At 65.0% G+C, this 19,859-nt stretch carries 11 protein-coding genes; 3 read left to right on the top strand and 8 right to left on the bottom strand.

What is annotated here, in order from left to right; genetic code table 11:
- Positions 1-5 precede the first annotated feature (5 nt).
- Together ACODS5_RS19495 and ACODS5_RS19490 are read right to left on the bottom strand one after the other, a co-directional pair.
- Positions 6-1,472: an AMP-binding protein gene (locus tag ACODS5_RS19495; protein ID WP_489109435.1), complete on the bottom strand. Its 1,467-nt coding sequence runs from the start codon at positions 1,470-1,472 to the stop codon at positions 6-8.
- Entirely contained in the window at positions 1,462-2,139 is a 678-nt protein-coding gene (locus ACODS5_RS19490; protein WP_134693317.1) for a thermostable hemolysin, read from the bottom strand. The genes ACODS5_RS19495 and ACODS5_RS19490 overlap by 11 nt, the downstream gene beginning before the upstream one ends.
- Before the next feature lie 132 nt (positions 2,140-2,271).
- On the opposite strand from ACODS5_RS19490, the gene ACODS5_RS19485 reads away from it, so the two are divergent.
- Positions 2,272-2,841, top strand: a complete 570-nt coding sequence (locus ACODS5_RS19485; RefSeq protein ID WP_489109434.1) for a hypothetical protein — start codon at positions 2,272-2,274, stop codon at positions 2,839-2,841.
- Between the two features lie 57 nt (positions 2,842-2,898).
- Here ACODS5_RS19485 and ACODS5_RS19480 read toward each other — a convergent pair whose 3' ends face one another.
- Complete coding sequence (locus ACODS5_RS19480; RefSeq protein ID WP_134693315.1) at positions 2,899-4,578, bottom strand: MFS transporter; 1,680 nt, start codon at positions 4,576-4,578, stop codon at positions 2,899-2,901.
- Positions 4,579-4,784: 206 nt separating this feature from the next.
- Between ACODS5_RS19480 and ACODS5_RS19475 the strand changes: the two genes are divergently transcribed.
- A complete protein-coding gene (locus ACODS5_RS19475; RefSeq protein WP_489109433.1) occupies positions 4,785-5,471 on the top strand; it encodes a helix-turn-helix domain-containing protein in 687 nt (228 codons plus the stop codon).
- On the opposite strand, the gene ACODS5_RS19470 is transcribed toward ACODS5_RS19475, so the two are convergent.
- Positions 5,454-6,347 carry a sterol desaturase family protein gene (locus ACODS5_RS19470; protein WP_134693313.1) on the bottom strand — a complete coding sequence of 298 codons (894 nt, stop codon included), beginning with the start codon at positions 6,345-6,347 and terminating at the stop codon, positions 5,454-5,456. The genes ACODS5_RS19475 and ACODS5_RS19470 overlap by 18 nt on opposite strands.
- A 134-nt stretch (positions 6,348-6,481) precedes the next feature.
- Entirely contained in the window at positions 6,482-12,319 is a 5,838-nt protein-coding gene (gene mnxG / locus ACODS5_RS19465) for a manganese-oxidizing multicopper oxidase MnxG (protein ID WP_489109432.1), read from the bottom strand.
- A gap of 797 nt (positions 12,320-13,116) precedes the next feature.
- Here mnxG and ACODS5_RS19460 point away from each other — a divergent pair.
- Positions 13,117-14,181 carry a 3-deoxy-7-phosphoheptulonate synthase gene (locus ACODS5_RS19460; protein ID WP_489109431.1) on the top strand — a complete coding sequence of 355 codons (1,065 nt, stop codon included), beginning with the start codon at positions 13,117-13,119 and terminating at the stop codon, positions 14,179-14,181.
- Positions 14,182-14,297: 116 nt separating this feature from the next.
- On the opposite strand, the gene ACODS5_RS19455 is transcribed toward ACODS5_RS19460, so the two are convergent.
- From ACODS5_RS19455 to ACODS5_RS19445, 3 genes are all read right to left on the bottom strand, one after another.
- Positions 14,298-15,644 carry a hypothetical protein gene (locus ACODS5_RS19455; protein WP_489109430.1) on the bottom strand — a complete coding sequence of 449 codons (1,347 nt, stop codon included), beginning with the start codon at positions 15,642-15,644 and terminating at the stop codon, positions 14,298-14,300.
- 67 nt (positions 15,645-15,711) lie between these two features.
- Positions 15,712-17,031 (bottom strand): hypothetical protein, encoded by a 1,320-nt coding sequence (locus ACODS5_RS19450; RefSeq protein ID WP_489109429.1) that lies wholly within the window; start codon positions 17,029-17,031, stop codon positions 15,712-15,714.
- A gap of 33 nt (positions 17,032-17,064) precedes the next feature.
- A complete protein-coding gene (locus tag ACODS5_RS19445) occupies positions 17,065-19,800 on the bottom strand; it encodes an Ig-like domain-containing protein (RefSeq protein ID WP_489109428.1) in 2,736 nt (911 codons plus the stop codon).
- Between the last annotated feature and the right edge of the window lie 59 nt (positions 19,801-19,859).

Here is a 19,859-nt window from a genome sequence, read left to right as displayed (position 1 = left end):
GAGCCTCACGAATGCTGGAGAGAGGAAAGAACCGCGTGGTACTGGCGCAGGATCGCCTCGCGGCGTAGCCGCCCATTGGCGGTCAGGGTGCCGGCGGCGGCACTGAACGGCTCGGGCAGGCGCTGCCAGGCATGTACCCGGGCATAGTCCGGCAGGCCACGGTTGCTGTATTGCACCGCCTGATCGATCTGCGCGTCGCTGAGCGACGGATCCACCGGCCAGAGCAGCGCCAGGTTGCCCGGCAGGCCTTCGCCGTGCACGAACGCCTGGCCGATCATTGCGCCTTGGGTCAGCTCGGCCTCGACCCACTCAGGGTTGACGTTGCGCCCGAAGCTGGTGATGAACTGGTGTTTCTTGCGCCCGGCCAAGTGCAGATATCCCTCGCCATCGAGGTAGCCAAGGTCGCCGGTGGGCCACCACCGCCCGCTAAATGGCGCTTCACCCAAGTAGCCCAGCAAGGCCGCGCCGGCCACCAGTACCTCGCCATCCTCGGCGATCCGTACCTGCACATGGGGCAAGGGTCGGCCGACACTGCCCAGGCGCGTGGCCCCTGGCCGGTTCAGGCAGACCACCGAGGCGCATTCCGACAGGCCATAACCCTGGTAAACCGGCAAACCCAATGCCTCTGCCCGTGCCAGCAGGCTGTCGGCCACCCGCGCGCCGCCCACCGCGACAAAACACAACGGGCCCCTGCGCATCAGCCCGCGCTCGATGGCCGTCACCAGCCCTAGCAGCAGTTGCGGCACCAGGATCAGGCTTTCGGCGCCGCTCAGGGCGATAGCGCCGAGCAGGCGCTTGAAGTCCACCTGGCTGGCCCCGCCGATACCCAGTTGCGCCTGCGGATAAAGGATGACGCTGGCCCCCGCCAGCAAGGCGGCGTAGACCCCGAGGTTTTCCAGCAACACCGCCAGTGGTAGCACCGCCAGGTATTTGCCCGGTGCCGCGCTGCGGCTGGCGATCTCCAGCTCGCGGGCCACCCGCATCAGGGCCGCGGCGCCCAGGCACACCCCCTTGGGTGCCCCGGTACTGCCGGAGGTGTAGGTGATTTTCACGGTGCCCACGGGTAACGCTGCGTGGCCAGAGGGCGGCATGCTCCAGAAACGCGGGCCCTGAACGAAGCCGCAATCACGCAGCTCGGCGGCCAGGCTGTCCTCGGCCAACACCAGGGTCACCCCACTGTGCAGCAGGCAATGGCGGCGTTGATCTGCGCTGAAGAATGCCGGCAGCAGCACGCACGGGCGTCCGGCCAGCAAGGCCGCCAAGTCCCAGAACAATGCCTCGGGGCCGTTATCGAGGAACAGGGCGAAGGTGCCAGGCGGCTGTTGGTTCAGCCAGTCGGCGCGCTGACTCACTTCATCCAGCAGCCGCGCGTAGCTGAAGCGACCCGCGACACCCTGCACCGCTGGCCACTCGCCACGCTGGTGGGCGTGCTCGTGCAAGGTCTGGAAGAAACTCAGATGCTCATGCGGCATGGCCAGTCTCCTGGGCGGATGCCGGCAAGCCAAGCCGCTGGTACAGGCCGCTGCCCGCCAAGGCAGCATGACCATGGTCAATATTGCCGATGAACACCTGTGGATGGTGCGCGTAATAGCTGCCCCAACTGCCCGGCTCGCCGACGAGTCGCGCAGGCTCGGCCAGGGCCACCGGGGTCGGCGCCAGGCCCAACCGATGGAAGCTGTTGACCAGCGTCGACGCGCCGGTGAATGCCACCCACTGCAAGCCACGCGCGGCCAGCAACCACGTCACGGCAATGATCATGATCCGCGCGCTGCCGGCGCTGAGGGACGCCAGATTACCCACCTCCACCAGCCGCTCCCGGGCCACCGGCCCACCCGCTTCGCGCGCCACGGCACATTCCAGCGGCACGTCCAGATAGCGTTCGAGGAACAATGGCCCGCTGTTGGCCAGGCGCACGCCAACGGCGGCGATCAAGCGCCCATGGCTGTCGTGCAAGGCCAGCAGCTGCGGCAAGTAGTGACGCACGTCGGCATGATGGACACTGGCGAAGCGGTCATGGATGAACAACTGAGCCTCGTCACGGCCAGGATCGTCCTGGCGCAGCAGGCTAAGTTGCGCACGGTGTTCGGCATGGGTGCCGAGGGGCAACGGGAACAAGGCGTTCCAGGTCGGCTGGGTCATGGCAGTCCCCCGCAGGTGTCTGTGGGGGGCAGTATCACGGCTGAAGCTGAAGGCAGCCTGAAGTCTGTCGGGCGTGCTTGCCTTGCGCTACATTGCTGGCATCCCCCGGCGCAGCCACAACAAGGAAAACCCATGCGCTACGAGTTCAGCGAAGTCCTCAATGACCTGGTCGACTATTTCCTGCTCGGCGATATCCAGTTGCTCGAGCGGTTCAAGGAGGCCAACGACCTGCCCGACGACCTGGCCCGCGCCTTCACCACCGGCGACAGTGGCGACCAGGCGGTGCGCGAAGGGGTGATCCTGCCGCTGGCGGGCATCGACAACCTGCCCTATCGCATCCTGTTCACCCTCGACGCTGGCACCCCGGCGCTGCTCGAGCCCGGCAGCCGCCTGAAGCACCGCCGTGGCGGGCACCGGCTACGGGTCGAGCACCGCGGGCTGATGCTGTTTACCTGGCGCATTCTGCAGCACTTCACCAACAAGACACTCGGCGACCTGCTGGCGCGCTACCAGGAGCCGGGGCGGCCAATCATCGCCCTGGACAATGGCGAATATGACGTGGAGGTATTGGCGGGGGCGCTGGTGCGCGACGGCTTGTACGAGCCAGCCTTCGAGTTCGTGTTGCGCAAGGCCCAGCGCCGCGATCCGGTTGCCGAGGTGGATATCAGCTATCGCTATACCCTGCGCGGCTACTTCGACTGATGTCGCCATCGCGGAGCAAGCGCGCAGGCTCGAAGCAGGGCCCCGCAATGGCCTGGCTCAGGCATGGTTGATATCGCGGTCCTTGGTCTCGGGCAGGAAGAAAATCCCCAGTAGCGCGGTCATCACCGCGATCACGATCGGGTACCACAGCCCGTAGTAGATATCCCCCGTGGCCGCGACCATGGCGAAGGCCACCGTCGGCAGGAAGCCGCCGAACCAGCCATTGCCGATATGGTATGGCAACGACATCGAGGTGTAGCGAATCCGCGCCGGGAACAGTTCCACCAACCAGGCGGCGATCGGCCCGTAGACCATGGTCACGTATATCACCAAAATCGTCAGCAACAGCAGCACCATGGGGTAATGGATCTTCGCCGGGTCAGCCTTTTCCGGGTAGCCCGCCTCTTTCAGCGCAGTGCCCAGGGTGGCGGTGAAGGCGTCGTTCTGCGTCTTGAAGTCCGCCGCCGCCAGGCTGCGGCCGTCAAAGCTCGGCAATACCCGTTCGCCGATGCGCACCTGGGCCACGCTGCCGGGCTCACCGGCCTGGTTCTCGTAGGGGATGGCGCGCTTGGCCAACAGGCTCTTGGCGATGTCGCACGAGCTGGTGAAGCGCGCCTTGCCCACCGGATCGAACTGGAACGCGCACTGGGCCGGATCGGCGACCACCACCACCGGATTCTGCTCCTGGGCGACGAACACGTCCGGGTTGCCATACTCGGTGAGCCCCTTGAAGATCGGGAAGTAGGTCAGCGCGGCGATGATGCAGCCCGCCATGATGATCGGCTTGCGCCCGATACGGTCGGACAGGCTGCCGAACAGGATGAAGAACGGCGTGCCGATCAACAGGGAACCGGCGATCAGCAGGTTGGCGGTCTGCGGGTCGATCTTGAGCATCTGCAACAGGAAGAACAGCGCGTAGAACTGCCCGGTGTACCACACCACCGCCTGGCCGGCGGTGCCGCCGAGCAGCGCCATGATCACCACCTTGAGGTTGTCCCAGCGGGCGAACGACTCGGTCAGCGGCGCCTTGGACGCCTTGCCCTCGGCTTTCATCTTCATGAACACCGGCGACTCGTTCAGTTGCAGGCGGATGTACACCGAAATCGCCAGCAGCAGGATCGACAGCAGGAACGGCAACCGCCAGCCCCAGGCCTCGAACGCCTCGGTGCCCATGGCCGTGCGGCAGGCCAGGATCACCAGCAGCGACAGGAACAGGCCAAGGGTGGCGGTGGTCTGGATCCAGGCGGTGAAAAAGCCCCGCCGCCCCTTGGGCGCGTGTTCGGCCACGTAGGTCGCCGCGCCGCCGTACTCACCGCCCAGTGCCAGGCCTTGCAGCAGGCGCAGGGTGATGAGAATCACCGGCGCGGCCACGCCGATTGCCGCGTAGCCGGGCAGCAAGCCGACAATGGCGGTGGACAGGCCCATGATCACGATGGTGATGAGAAAGGTGTACTTGCGCCCGATCATGTCGCCCAGGCGGCCGAACACGATGGCGCCGAAGGGGCGCACGGCGAAGCCTGCGGCGAAGGCCAGCAAGGCGAAGATGAACGCGGTGGTTTCATTGACCCCGGCAAAGAAGTGCTTGGCGATGATCGCCGCCAGTGAACCGTAGAGGTAGAAGTCGTACCATTCGAACACCGTGCCCAGGGACGAGGCGAAGATGACCTTGCGCTCCTCCCGGGTGATGCCGCGTTGGGGCGCGCTACTGCCCGTGGATGCGCTGTCGAGGACCGCCATGGGTCGCCTCCGGGATGAACGGTGCGGGCCGGCGTATTGCCAACGCTCTCGAACGTGCATACCCAGGCCGCAGGGCTTTAAGGTTGCGCGAAGCACGACGAGGCGCGGCCTCGGATCGCGGCAAGGTAATCTGAAGCATAATCACCTTTGCGTGGATATCCACTCAGGTGCCATACAGGTAGACCAATGACGCGAATGAATCCCCCATGAAGGCAAGCCCCGACACCGCCTGGCACGGCGAGCTGTGGCTGGCCGACGACCATTGCCTGGTACTGGGCACTCCCGGGCGCACCTCGGCCCATGCTCACTACGCCCACCAGGTGCTGATCGCCGAACACGGTGAACTGTGCCTGGAGATCGCCGGCCAGCGTCAGTGCGGCGCCTTGCTGGCGGTGCCGTCGCTGCAAGCCCATGCCGTGGTCGCGCCTCAAGGGCGCTGCATCACTGTATTCGCCGAGCCGCTGGCGTTCGACTTCGATACCCTGGTTGCACTGTGCCGCCAGGCCCAAGGCGATGCCCAGGCCTTGGCCGAACGCCTGCGCGATTGTCCGCGTCGCCCGCTCGACCCACGCCTGGCCAGCGCCCTGGCGCGCCTGCGCGCGCTGGACGAACAGCCCTTGCCGGCGCACGCCCTGGCCCAGGCCGCGTGCCTGTCGTTGAGCCAGCTGGAACGGCTGTTCAGCGCCCGCCTGGGGCAGTCGGTGCGACGCCTGGTACTGTGGCAGCGCCTGCGCCTGGCTTTGCAGCGGGCGCTAGCCGGCGACAACCTGACGGTCGCGGCCATGGCCGCCGGCTTCGCCGACTCGGCGCACCTGTCGCGCAGCCTGCGCCAGCAGTTCGGCATCCGCGCCAGCGAGGCGCTGCGGCATTTGCGTTCAGGCGCCCTCGCCTAACGCCGCGCGCAAGGCCGCGGGCACGCTGGCCGCTGGCTGCGGGGCGCGCCCACGGCACCAGGGTTCGCGCAGTTGGGCCAGGTACCCGGCCGGGTAGTCTGGTCGGTCGCCAATGCCCATGTCGTCGTCGGCCAGGGCATAGCCCGGCAGGTGCAGCGCGGTGCCCAGCAGGCGGTCCCACAACGGCAGGAACAAGGCGAAATTGACATCGCCCACACGGCCGTACTTCAGGTGATGCAAACGATGCACCGGCGCCCAGGCGAACACATGGCGCAGCCAGCCGATGCGCATGTCGACATTGCTGTGCTGCAGCAGTAACTGGATGGCGATACTGAACGCCAGCAAGGCCGCGACATCCTGCGGCAGGCCAAGCAATACCAGCGGCAAAACACCGCCCAGGGCCTCGGCAAGCTGGTGCAGCGGGTGTTTCATCAGGCCATTGAAGCCGTACAGCCGGGTCACGCTGTGGTGCACCGCGTGCAGGCGCCAGAGCAGCGCGTTGCGGTGGCTGGCGTAATGCACCAGGGTGATGCCCAGGTCCGCCAGCGGGATCGCCAGCAGCAGTTGCCAGTGCAAGGCCCAGTGGCTGGGCCAGCAATCGCCGGTCGGCAGCCAGCCGGGCAGCAACGCGATGGCGGCTATGCTGAGACTGTTGAGGCTCTCGTTGACCAGGGCATGCAGAAAGTCGCGCGGTCCTTCGCCGGCACCCGAGGCCCAGGCGTGTTTGTAGGGGTACAGGGCCTCGCAGCAGAACGACAACAGGATGGCCACGACCAGCAGCGGCAGCAGCCAGGCGATGCTGGCGCCAAGGTGAATCAGATAGAGCGCGGTGCCGATGAAGCCGAAGAACAGGCAGGGGGCATAGAGAATGCGCATGGCGGGGGTCGTCTCTGGTTAGGGAGGCGCCAGTATTGATTGGGGTGCAGGTGTCGGGCTTGAACCAATGGCGCATGTTGGGGGCATGGGCCCTCCCAGGCCCTGGCCCCCTCCCCCAGCTCCAATCCCCGATCCTACTGCCCCGTGGCCACCGCCGGCGGCGCCTCGTTGATCACCCGCAAAATCCCCCACAACCCCGACGTATTCCCATACGCCGCGTAATCCCGGTACAGGTAATCCCCCGGCACCGCATTCGCGCCCCCGGCACTGGGCAGCATGAAGCTGAAGTGTGCCGCCGGCAGCACGCTTTCCTGGGCGCCGACATACATCGCCATCGGGTTGTAGCCAAAGCGCACCGAGCCAATCCCTGGCAGCCCCATCGGATAGCCCTCGACATCATTCTTCTCGGCCTGGAAGTTGTGCAACGGCCAGACATGCCCATCCAGCTGGTAGGTCATGCCGCGGCTCCCGCCGCTGGGCATGACGATATGGTTGCGCACTGGCTGCCCGGGCTTGGCATACAGCACCGGGGTCTGCGGGTCACCGCCAACCAGGGCGTTGCTATAGGCCATGTGCGCGTTGGGGATATCGGCAAAGCCCAGCCCGCCGGCATGGCCGAACGGCGAGTCCGGAGCCATGCCAAAGCGCAGCCACAACGGCTCGGTCTTGTAGTTCACCGCCATGTTGCCGTTGTCCTGCGGGTCACCTGCCGCGCCGTTACCCTCGGTGTTGATCCCCGCCACCGGGGCGCCGTCGGCCCAGCGCATGTTCAGCGCCCGCTGCCACACGGTGACGAAGTCGCGGTAGTCGGCCTGGCCGGTGATTTTCACCGTGGCCTGGGCGCGGCTGGCGCTGTCCTCGGTCCAGGTGGCGCCCTGCGGCAGAATGCTCATGGCGCCCACCAGGCCTTTCTGCGGTTGCTTGATCACATCCGCCGGGGTCAGGTTGAGGCCGCCGAACTCGATGGCGGTGGTGTTGATGTTGTCCACCGTGCGGCCCAGTTGCAGGCTCGGCTTGCCTTCGCGCTCCAGATGCCCGGCGTAGTACTGGTACACCTTGCTCGGGTAGGCGCCGCTGCTGCCGGTGCGGGGCGGCACGGTCTGCACCGGGTTGAGCCCCACGTTGACGCCATCGGACTTGGTGATGTCGTAGGCCAGCAGTTGCGCGTGCAGGCCAACCTGGCTGGACGGACGCATCAGGTTGTTGGCGAAGGCCGTGGCGCCCTCGCTGTCGAAGCGGTCACGCTTGACCACGTTGTGCATCACCGCGGTGCTGGGCAGGTCCGGCATCATCAGTGGCAGGCGGTTCTCCAGGGTGACGCTGATGCAGTCGCCGGCATTGGCGCGCAGGATCAGCGGCTCCACCGGCACGCCGGGCTTGAGCTTGCCGGTGCCTGGGTCGAGGTCGGCCTTGCGCACATAAAGGATTGCCGTCGGGTCGTGCAGCGGCGCGCTGTGGCCACCGATGGTAAAGGTCTCGCCATCCTCGGGGTCGACCCCGCTAACCAGCGGGATGCTGGTGCGCCGGCTGTTGAACACCAGGGTGCCGCCGTTGGCCTTGAGCGGGCCGCCGACATGTTGGCCAACGCCGTTGGGGTCGTTGATCGCCACGTTGGCGCTGTTGGCCAGTATGTCGTTGGCCAGCGCGGCGACCACTTCATAGCTGCGCTTGACCGTTGGCCGGGTGCCGATGCCATTGGCATTGGCCGTGGTTTTCGGGCAGATGCCGTCGAAGTTCACGGTGTTGCGCATGGCCACCGGCTGCGGGTTGTTGGGCAGCGGGAATAGATCGGCGCGCTGCACGGTGTAGTTGCGCATGATGCCCCAGATACCGTTCCAGTAGCCCTCCAGCGCCGCATCCAGCGAGTACAGGTAGTCGCCGTTGCTGGCGGCTGCGCTTGAGATCATCGACACCGGCGCCATGAAGCCCAGTTGCTCGGAGATGCCGATCATCTGCGATGACTTCCACCCCGAGTTGGAGCTGTTGCCGAAACCCGAACCGTTCTGCAGCCACTTCACCCCGTGCAGGGTGACGTTGTGTTCCTCCTCGTGGCCACCGGCGTGCATGCGCAAGCGCACGTTGTCGCCTGAATAGGTGCGCAGCATCGGCGTGAACGGGTCGCCCGGCTCGCTACCAGCCTTGTTGATATGCGGCGGGAACAACGTGGTGCCGCCAGTGGGGCCGACCGCCTGGGTGATTGCCGAGGGCGCCAGGTTCATCGCCGGGATGGCGCGGTCGGTGCGGGTCTGCAGGGCGTAGCCAAGGTCGCCCCCAGGCCCGTCGGCCTGCATGCCACGCTTGCCGTCGGGCCCGACCTTGTTCGGGTCGAACACCCGCAAGGCCAGGGGCTCGTTGCGGTAGTTGACGACGAACATGCCGGGGTCGTCCACCGAGATGGCTTGCGGGCAAGGCCGGGTCGGGCAACCGGGGTTGATGCCGCCGCGCTCCTCGACGATGGCTTCGAGCAGGTTGGAGGCCTTGCCGCGCACGGGCGGGTTGATCGCATAGCGGAAACTGTCGGCGGTGGCCGGGTAGGCCTGGCCGTCCGGCACGCCGTTAGGGCCGGCGCCAACGTACACGCCGGCTTCATAGGCGTGCTGGAAGTCGCTGTATTCGAGGAAGAACTCGCGGTAGCTGTCGTTTTTGCCATCACCGTCGTGATCGCCAGTCTGGATCACCGCCTGCCACGAGGTCGGGCCGCCGTCCTGGCGGGTGGCCGGGTTGTACAGCTGCTCGCCGGTCTCGGCGTGGTACCAGGTGGAGCCGGCGGGTTCGGCCAGCACGGTGGCATACAAGCCCAACTGCTGATGGGTCGATGGGCCGAGGTGGTCATGGGTGAAGATCGTGCCCAGGCCACGGTCGACGTTGTGCACGTTCACCAGTGGGTCGGCGAACCAGCGTTGCATGGCGGTGCGCGCACCGAGCCAGTCGGCCCGGCCAAAACGCCCGAAGTACGGGTGCTGCTTGGCTTTCGGGCAGGCCGCGGTGCCGTCGCGGGCGTCGCCGTCGCTGCACTGGTTGAAGCTGCGGATGGCATGCACGCGCTCGACCACGCTACCAGGCGAGAGAATGCCGTCCTCGTAGTTCCAGCCGTTGGCCGAACCGTCGGCGGCGGTCAGGTCCCACTTAGGCAGGTGGATATGCTGGCCAATCACGTCGGTCGGAGTGCGCACCTGGTAGTCATCCATCTCGTAGAACGACGGAATCAGGTTGGTGTGCACATACTGGGTGCAGTCGAAGGTGTTCATGCGCATCACCAGCGGCTCTGGTGGACGCTGCTTGGTGATCACCGGCCAAGCGTCCTCCCACAGGGCCAGGATGCGCGCCTGCGGGAAGTGGTAGCCGACCTTGTTGTACACCGCGTCGAACTGGATATTGGCCGCCTTGTAGATGCGGGGCCGGTCGGCGGTGAAGCTGGAGGCACCACGAAAGCTCATGCCGATGAGGCTCTCGCCGCTGAAGAACTCGCCCGCCCCGGATGCCTGGGTCAGGCGTTTACCACGGTCATCCATGCACGGCTCATAGAACGGCGCGCCGGCTGTGGGCAAGGCGCCGTTGGTGCGAAAAGCCTTGGCCACCGGCTGGCTGCCGGGGATCAGGGCGAAGCTTGGGTGCTCGGCCTGGGCGTGAAACTGCATGGCCGCCTGCTCGACCTCGGTGCCCTCCTCGGGCAGGTAGATCGGCTTGGCCTTGTGCACCACCTTGGAAAAATCCAGCTTGGTGGTGGTGGTCAGCGCCTCGCCGCCGGCCGACACGCCGTCCAGCACATGGCGACCGAGGCCGCCGTCCCAGCCATCGACCTGGTTGGGGTCAAGGTTGGCCCACAGCGCCTTGCCGCTGTCCTTGAGCTGGCGGGCCAGGGCCGGGTCGAGCATGTCCAGCGGCGGCGTCGGCGGGCGTTGGCCGACACTGCTTTCCATGCCGCCGATCCAGAACGGATAGCCGGGGTTCTTCAGGCTGCCATCGGCGTTGCGGTTGCTCTCGCCGCGATCGACCAGCGCGAGGGAGCCGACCGCGCGCGGTGCTGCGGGTTCGTCCAGATGATCGTCACCCTCCTCCTCGTCATGCCCGGCGAGCAGGGTCTCGGAGAGCTTGGGCACCACCGTGACCTTGCCCGGCATCGGCGCCATGGCCTTGCCTGGCAGTGGCACGATGGCCGGGATCGGCGTGCCGGCGACGATCTCGCCATCGGGCAAGGCCCGTGCGCCCAGTGCCGGCTTGCCACTGCGCAGGGCGAACGGCGTGGTATGGAAACCGTTCTCGCCCTCGCCGCTGACCGCCAACCGAGTGCCCGGCTCGAACACATCGTGCACCCGCCACATGGCCCACATGCCCTGGGCGAAGTGCGGATAGAAATGGCAGTGGTAGATGGCGTCGCCCGCCACCCGGTTGCGGTTGCCCGAGCCACCGTTGGCGATTTCGTAGGTGTAGCCCACGCCCGGGCCGATGCCCTGGGCGTCGATGTAGTCGGAGTTGTCGTCGTTGGGGTTGAACAGCCACTGGTGCCCGTGCAGGTGGAAAATGTGCTGCTCGTGGCCATTGTGGGTGTTGCGAAACTTGGTGAAGTCACCGATGTAGCTGTGGTGCACGTTGGCCGGCTCGGCCGGGTACAAGGCCATGCTCGCCTTCACCCCGGTGGCGCTGGCCGGCGGTACTTCGCCTGGGCGGATATGCTCGAGGCCGACGTTGGCTGGGATGTCCACCAGGGTGCCGATGTCACCGACGGTATGGGCGCTGAGGAAGAACTCCTCGTAGGCGCACGACAGGCAGTCATGCATCGGCCCCACCCCCAGGCGGTTGGCCACCACCTCGGCGCCCATGCCGCCGGAGCCGTAGTTGATCATGAACGAGTCGCGGGTCGGCTCCAGCACGTGGCCCATCACCGGGTCCGCCCAGTAGCCGGGGAAGGCCTGGGTGCCGGCCACCTCGTCGGCGAACTGCGAGGCGAAGTCGCGGAACGCCTCCAGCCGGTTGGGCAACGCCGGGTTGCGCTTGCCGACGCTTTCCAGCGGGTAGGTGCTCTTGGGGAAGCTGCCGTCGGGGTTGGGGCCCATGACGATGGCATCAGTCTCGCTGTTGATGATCTCGTTGCCGTCGACCATGGCGATGATCGGCTTGCCGGCCTTGCCTTCGGCGATCCACGGTTGGCTTTGCGGATAGCGCGCCGCGTAGTCGATCACCGGCTGGCCGGTGGCGGTGCGGCCAGTGGTGGCCAGGCGCATTTCCTCCTCGGTCAGGGTATTGCGATAGGTACGCCCGGCCTTGGGCACCACCACCACCTGGCCGAACAGGCCGTTGGCGACGTTGCCGGCATTGCCTTCGCCACCGAACGGCGCGCCGCGACTGGAAGCGGCGAAGGCGCCTTCACGCTCGGCATACAGGGTGTAGCTGCGGCTGCTGCCCGGGGCCACCAGGAAGTTGCCGTTGCGCCCGGTGTTGGCGGCAATATCGGCGATGCTGTTGACCGCCTGCATGCCATTGACCTGGAAGCCCACATGGCGGTCGCTGACCTGTTCGTCGGCGATGAAGTGCTCGCCCCCCTCGCCGTCCGGCAACTCGCCCTCCTCGCCCTCCTCGCCTTCTGGCTCCTCAGGCTCGATGCCGTGCTTGTTGGGGTTGGCCTGGTAGGCCAGCAGGTTGGTCAGGTTGACCGTCAGGCAATCACCGGCGGCCACCCGCAGCACGATCGGCCGCGGGCGCTTGTCTGGACGCAGGGTGACCTTGCCCGGCACCGCGGCGCCGCCGTTGCTCAACGGCACCTGGCGCTCGTCCACCACATCCTGGCGCAAGGCGAACAGCATGCCGTTGGCATTTTGCGCGCCCAGGCGGTTGAACATCAGTGGCTGGTCCAGGGCCACCACGTTGGCCACCAGCGTGCGCTGGCACTGCACGGCCGCCTCGCTGCTCGCCTGCCAGGCGAGTAGCGCCAGCAGCAATGAGGACAAGGCCGGGCCTTTGCGGGGAGTCGACATGGGGCACCTCCGGGACGCAGGGATTCTGCGGGTAGCAGGAGCAAGGCCCGTGCCAGGAAATTTATGAATATTTTTCAGGTAGTTAAGATTAAGCGGTCACGACCCAGGGGAACTTGCCCCACTACCAGCAACCGAAAGTGGGGATCCGCTGGCACCGGCTGCGCCGGTGTTCGCCGGCAAGGCCGGCTCCTGCAACGCTATCTGCGCACCCCTGCCCCCGTAGGAGCCAGCCCTGCTGGCGAACCAGGCAACGCGGTTCCCCACAAGGCCCAATCACCCCGATAGCATTTAATGATTGAACGCCCACACGCAGGTGCAGTAAGCTCGGCCTCAATCACTGGAGAGCAACATGTCTAAACAATCCTGCAACCACGCCAACACCACCGGTCGCGCCGCGCACCGCGTGCTGGCCGTTGCCGGTCGTAACGCCGTTGCCTCGTTTTATTTTGGGTATTGGTTTAGCCACTAGGCGCCGATTCCCACCCGGCGCCCACCTTCGAGGGGCCGCCGAACATGAGAATACTCAAACCCCCGGTCGGCTCCCCGACCGGGGGTTTTGTTTTTCCGGGCCTTCACACACCGATTCAGCTTGAGGACAGATTCATGAACTACACCACCTATTACCGCACTTTCGCCTGGCGATTTAGCCAGTTCCGTTCGGGCCAGCCTGCCGCCTCCGTTCGGTCGATTTCCGGTGGCATTGCCGCACAAACACCCCTTTTGACGATCTGTCGAACACCTCGATAGGGCCGACCGCGCGGGCCTGAACCCGCTGTCCGCCCAAGGAAGAACACGCCATGCAAGCCACCAACCTCGCCCTGCCCCTGACCCAGCCGCAAGCGGCCAACACCACCGTCAGCCAGCGCCTGCCCAGCCCGCACCTGCTCAAACAGCAGATGCCGCTGTCCAGCGAACTCAGCCAGCAAGTCCAGGCCCAGCGCCAGGCGATCCGCGCCATTCTCGAAGGCCGCGACGAGCGCCTGCTGGTAGTGGTCGGTCCCTGCTCGCTGCACGACCCGCGCTCGGCCCTGGAGTACGCCGACCGCCTTGCCGCCCTCAGCCACGAAGTCGACGACCGACTACTGCTGGTGATGCGCGCCTACGTGGAAAAACCGCGCACCACCGTGGGCTGGAAAGGCCTGGCCTACGACCCGCACCTCGATGGCAGCGACGACATGCATGCTGGCATCGCCCTGTCCCGCGGGCTGATGCTTGGCATGCTCGAACGCGGCCTGCCGGTCGCCACCGAACTGCTGCAACCGATGGCCGCTGGCTACTTCGACGACCTGCTGGGTTGGGCCGCCATCGGCGCGCGCACCACCGAGTCGCAGATCCACCGCGAGATGGTCAGCGGCCTGGAGCTGCCGGTAGGCTTCAAGAACGGCACCGATGGCGGCGTCGGCATTGCCTGCGACGCCATGCGCAGCGCCGCGCACCCGCACCGCCACTTCGGCATGGACGCGCAGGGCTACCCGGCGATCATCGAGACTTTGGGCAACCCGGACACTCACCTGGTGTTGCGCGGCGGGCACCAAGGCCCGAACTACGATGCGCAGAGCATCGCCCAGGCGCGCCAAGGGCTGGCCAAGGCCGGGCTGCCGGCACGGATCATGGTCGACTGCAGCCATGCCAACAGCGGCAAGGACCCGGCGCGTCAGCCTGCGGTATTCGAGGAGGTGCTGCGCCAACGCCTGGCCGGTGACCGTTCGATCGTCGGCATGATGATCGAGGGCCACCTATTCGAGGGCTGTCAGGCGCTAGGCAAGGGCGCGCTGAAGTACGGGGTGTCGGTTACCGACAGGTGTCTGGGTTGGGACAATACCGCCCGGTTGTTGCACCAGGCGGCCATAGCCCTGCGCTGAATCCCGTATGCCAGCGTCACACCTCAGATAGTCGGGGTCAGCCCTTGCAGGTATTGAAGGGCTGCCCGGGGCCGGGTAGCGAGTCGCCCACTGTCGCGCCACAACCCGAGTGGACCTTATTCAGTCGCCTGATCCAAGGGCAGATAGGTCACCAGCTTCCCGTCAGGCGCCTTGGGGTCCAGGCGCAGTGCTGGCAAGTACCGATGCGTTTCCGTCACGTACTCACGTTGAAAGCGACGAGCATTGGCAGGCCCCGGCTCCGCAGGAGGGTAACGAACCTTCGGACTGTAGAAAAACGCCTCAAGTGGCAGTTCCCCTGGCTTGTCCTGGGGCCACGCCTGCACAATCACCTCGTTCCAGTCATAGTCTTCGCTGACACGCCTGTACTCCTCGAGACTCCATCGATGCGCTTTCACGCCAACATCAAACTCTGCCGGATCAGGGCGAAACGCGCAGGAGTTGCGAGGTGGAGTGGGATATCTTTTCAGCCATGCCGTTTTGTCGGTAATCCCAGAACAGATTCCCCGATCCAGACAAGGTTGTCCGAGGCTGCTGGTACCGCCATCGAATGGATAGATACAGCTCATGATCAGGCGTCGAGTGACCGGGGCCCCCAATGGCGATACGATGTATCCCTGCGGCCAGATCGTGATATCCAACCCCGCGTCCACCGAAAAATAGCTGAACGAGACACCATTGTTACGTTGCGAAGCTGGGCTGGGATTCCACGCTTTGAAGCTACCCACTCCCGTACCACGCACCAGCACTCCATTGCAGAAGAAGCGCGAGCGACCATCCGGGCAGACACTGTCCTTACTGGCATACCGCGCATTGATCGCCTTCGCCACCTCATAACCGTTATACAGCTGCTCACGCTGATCGAAGCCGAACGGTGCATCTCCCGCCACATAGCGCAATACCGGGAGCCACTGTCCAGTGGCCTGGAACCAGGCCATCTGACTGCGCTGAGCGCGCAGCAACGCATCGGTAAGCCCCGGCTGGTAGTAGATCGCCTGCACTGGCAACTGCTTCGGCTGGCTGGCGTCCCAATACCCCAGGCGAACCTCGTTGCCTACGCGACCGACGACCTGGTAAGGCTTGCCCTGGGCCGCTGCATCGAACCCTGCGTGCATGACATAACCGCTGCGCTCGGGGTTGCCCACGGTCTTGCCATCGCGGCGCAAGAGTTGGAAAGGCTCGTATTGCTGCCGGTCGGCCAAGGAGTCGTGGCGCCAGAACTCACGCTGATGCGCTCCTATCATCGGCCGCATCAGCACGCCGCTGCAGGCGTCCTCAGGCTCATTGCCCAGGCAGCGGGCAGGCGTTGCCGCCACCCGCTGGTTGAGGGCGATGGCGGTTTGCGCACCACTCATGGCATTGGCATCCAATATCGACAACGAGCAGATCAGCCAAACCTTCACCGCCAGGCACAGCGATCCGTGACTCAATTCCATCCAACGCATGTTCAACACTCCCAGTCAAACCCTGGTCCGCACACACCACTCAGTCAGGTAGCAACGCCGTGCACTTCTATTGCACCTCCTGCTCCTCTGGCAGATAAACCACCAGTGCCCCCCCCGGCGCCGCCGGGCGTAAACGCAACACCGGCAGATAGCGCCCGGTCTCGGCGACAAACTGGCGCTGGAACTTCCTGGCCCCCACGAGCCCGTTAGCACCGGAGAGAACCGCATCACTGTGGATGAACGCCTCAAGCGGCAGTTGCGCGGGGATGTTCTGCGCCCAGGCCCTGAGCATCAGTTCGTTCCAGCCATAAACGTCGCCAATGCCAGCGGCGCGCGCCTTGAATCGGGTCTCGGCGCCCAGCTGAAACTCGTCCCGGTCGACCCCATAAGCACAGCTCTGATACGGCTTGCCGCGGTAGCTGGCAATCCAGCTTTCAGCTTTGAGTGCCCCACAACGTCCACGAAAACTGCAGACATTGCGGCTGAGTCGCGTACCTGCATCGAAGGGGTACACGCACATTGGCAAAATCGGGGTCGTAACCGGGTAGCCAGAGGCAAACAACACGAAGCCCTGCGCCTTGTAGGTCTTGGTCACAGCGGTGTCATGGGCAAAGTAGGCAAAAGACACTCCCTGTTCCTGGGTGAAGTCGGTTGGCACCGGATTCCAGGCTTTGTACTGGTCGTTGTCAACCGTGCGGACCCAGACGCCATTGCAGTAGTATCGGGCTCGTCCATCCGGGCAGACAGTGTCCTTGCTGGCGTAGCGCGCATTGATCGCCTTCGCCACCTCATAACCGTTATACAGCTGCTCACGCTGATCGAAGCCGAACGGTGCATCTCCCGCCACATAGCGCAATACCGGGAGCCACTGTCCAGTGGCCTGGAACCAGGCCATCTGACTGCGCTGAGCGCGCAGCAACGCATTGGTAAGCCCCGGCTGGTAGTAGATTGCCTGCACTGGCAACTGCTTCGGCTGGCTGGCGTCCCAGTACCCCAGGCGAACCTCGTTGCCTTCGCGGCCGACGACCTGGTAAGGCTTGCCCTGGGCCGCTGCATCGAACCCTGCGTGCATGACATAACCGCTGCGCTCGGGGTTGCCCACGGTCTTGCCATCGCGGCGCAAGAGTTGGAAAGGCTCGTATTGCTGCCGGTCGGCCAAGGAGTCGTGACGCCAGAACTCACGCTGATGCGCTTCTATCATCGGCCGCATCAGCACGCCGCTGCAGGCGTCCTCGGGCTCATTGCCCAGGCAGCGCGCAGGCGTTGCCGCCACCCGCTGGTTCAGGGCATTGGCGGTTTCCACAGCACTCATGGCATGTGCGCCAGGCATGGCGATCACGCAAAGCATCAGCCACGACAACACACGCCCCAGGATTGTCGAATCCATCTTTCTTCTCCTGTCCCGTATCTGGGCTCGGCATCATCCATTGCGTGGCGTCACGCACATACCACCATAGATGTTCGTGTTAGGCGTGTTGGCAGAGCAGAAATAACCGGAGAACGCATAGGCATGGTGGTAGAACATGCCAGCATCACTGCTCACTTTGACGCAGTTCCATATGTACCTGGGCAATGGCAGCGGTGCTCCGTAGACCCGCTGCATATCGGCGATGAACGCGGCAGTGACTGGGCTTCCACCCAGGCTGTTCATCCACTGGATAGCCTGGGGCCAGCTCCATTTCGGGTTACGCATATCGGTGCGCAAGTTGAGGTTCCACACGTTACTGACGTTCACCAGATAACTGACCTGAGTACCCGCGTCGTCAGTCGCGGTGATGGTTGCCTTGCCATTGGCATTACCCGTGACCTTGCCACTTCTAGGATCCACCGAAGCTACAGTGGGCTTGCTGGAAACGTAACGGCAAGCCCCCGAACCGCCGCTGGCGGTACGCACGGCGGTATTGCCGATCGAGTCGAGGCCCTTGGCGGGCCAACCATATTTCACCGACAACCCGTTGAGGTTCAGCGTGTCAGTGGCCATCCGCAGTTGGTAGCGCACAGCATGTTGCACCGCTTTTGAACGCCCTCTCTCCCGGCCCGCACGCGTCACGCTGTAAGTGAAGATCAACTGCCTATTCAGGCTTGCCGTGACCAAGCGTGCGGGGAACAGGAAGCTCTGTGGCTGATCCGGGTCGTGAATCAACGGCTGGCTGTCGAACGCCACCGCTCCCGTCACATGCAGGCGCACGCTATCGCCAGGGCGCAGGCCGGCTGCCTGGCCCTGGAACAGCACGGTAGCGCCCTGCGGCGGTATTTGCGAGGGGTCAAGGCAGCCTTTGGCATTGGCCTCCATCACCTGCGGCGCGCCTAGCTGCAACGGCACCCCAGCCGTGGCGGTGAAGGCCACGGTTGCCGACTGGCGAACCTGCTGGTCGGACTGGCGCGTGACGCGGTAATGCAATTCGCTGAGACGCTCCAGGCCGGCCGCCAGAACCTCGGCCGGTAGCGACCACTCCTGCCCATGACCACGGAGGCGTATACTGGCAGCCGCGTTCACGCCCAGCAGGATGAGCGTTACCTGGTCATCCTCATGGCGGTCCGGGTAGTCCAGTCGCACCTTCACGGGTTGCCCGGCGACCACACGCACATCGTTGTCCTCGTCCATGTCGACGACCTGTGGCGCCGGCAGTGACACCGGCATCTGACCGACCTGCAACCACAACCGTGGGGACTGGCGAGGCGCCGCCGGACCTGGGCACTCGACGCTGTAGCGCAGTTGCAGGCTACCTCCGTCCAATGCCTCAAGGTGCTGCGGCGGAATCAGGAATACCAACTGGCCGCGACCAGCATCCGCGCGGCTTACCCGCCGAGTCACCTCCCAGACATAGGGCTGACCGTTGGCAGTGAAACCCTGCCAGCACAACTTCACCCGATCGCCATAAGCCAGACCAAAGTAGCGCACGACCACCGCCTGGCTCGGTTGCGCGGGGTCGAGCCGGCCCTCGAAATCGGCGCTGGGGTCGGCAAAGGGCAGCCCAGGCAAGGCACCGCTGACTTCCAGGTAGCGCGTACCGGAGCGTGCCACCACCTGCCCTTCGCGCCAATAACGGCAGGCCAGCGTCAACCATCCACCGGCCAGTTGCGCCAACCAGCCTGCCGGTACTTCAAACAGGTAACCTTTGCCTGTCTCATCGATGCGTCGACGCAGGTCGAGCCCAAGCGAGTTGGCATCGAGACTCAGTGGCCGGGCGACGAAATCGAAACCTTCGAGTACGAGTTCGATTTCGTCGCCGACGGCTACCTGCAGGCACGAAGCCCACACCATGATCCGTACCGTCGCGGCGGCAGAGTCGACCTGTTGCTTCTCGATCGCGCCATCTACGCGTGGCGCATCGCCCAACCCTGGCTGCAGTTGCACCGATACCCAGGTGACCGCCGACCACTTTTCCGAGACATCGCCCACTACATCGATGATCCGATAACGCACCGGTATCTGCCCGCGGTCACCGGCATTGGCGATATGGGCAGCGGGAACCTCGACCCGCAAGGGTTGCCCGACCTGGTCATCGGCAAAGTAGTACTCCACCAGCTGGTTGCCCCAGGCCAGTAGCAACAAACCGCCCGCCTGCATGTACAGCCAAGGTTTTATCAGCACCCATGCCGACTCTCCAGATACTATCTGCGAATCCACTACTGGAGCCTCCAGGCCACCATGCCAGGCGGTGTCAGGTGTCGGGTCCGGACCGCCAGGAAGTGTCGGCTTGCACAGTACTTCAAGTACCGTCGTGCAACCGACCTGCTCCTGCCCTGCGTTGCGTGTGATGCGACAGTACAGGTCGCTGATCCCCTCTACCACCTGGTTGCTCGGCAGATAGAAGGGGATGTCGCAGCCCACCTGCCCGGTTTCCAGATAAGCCGTGAGCAACGGTCTCGCATCGCTGCCTCGCCCATGCAAGAACACTTCGAGAAAATCATCGGCGCGCATGTCCGGGTAGCGCTGGAGCATGACCACGAGCCCCTGGGGCTCGGGTTGCAGCAGGCCGCTGTAGACACCCACTTCGGCCAGCCTGTCCAGAAGTGGCGCACCGGGAATGAACATCCGCGGCAAAGCGACACTGGCCAGGCCAGGACTTGCAGCATCGGTGAAGTGTTCATTGAAACGCTGGCACGCCTGCTCCAGGGTTTCCTCGTCTGGCATTTCGAACTCACTGTTCATTTTTCCCGCCTTGTTTTCTGGACTGCCCCGAGCACTCACCACGACTATCAGCTCACCTG

The organism is Pseudomonas sp. FG47 (assembly GCF_057809115.1).
The sequence above is the reverse complement of the archived record's forward strand: the minus strand, read 5'-3'. Positions and strand labels throughout refer to the sequence as shown.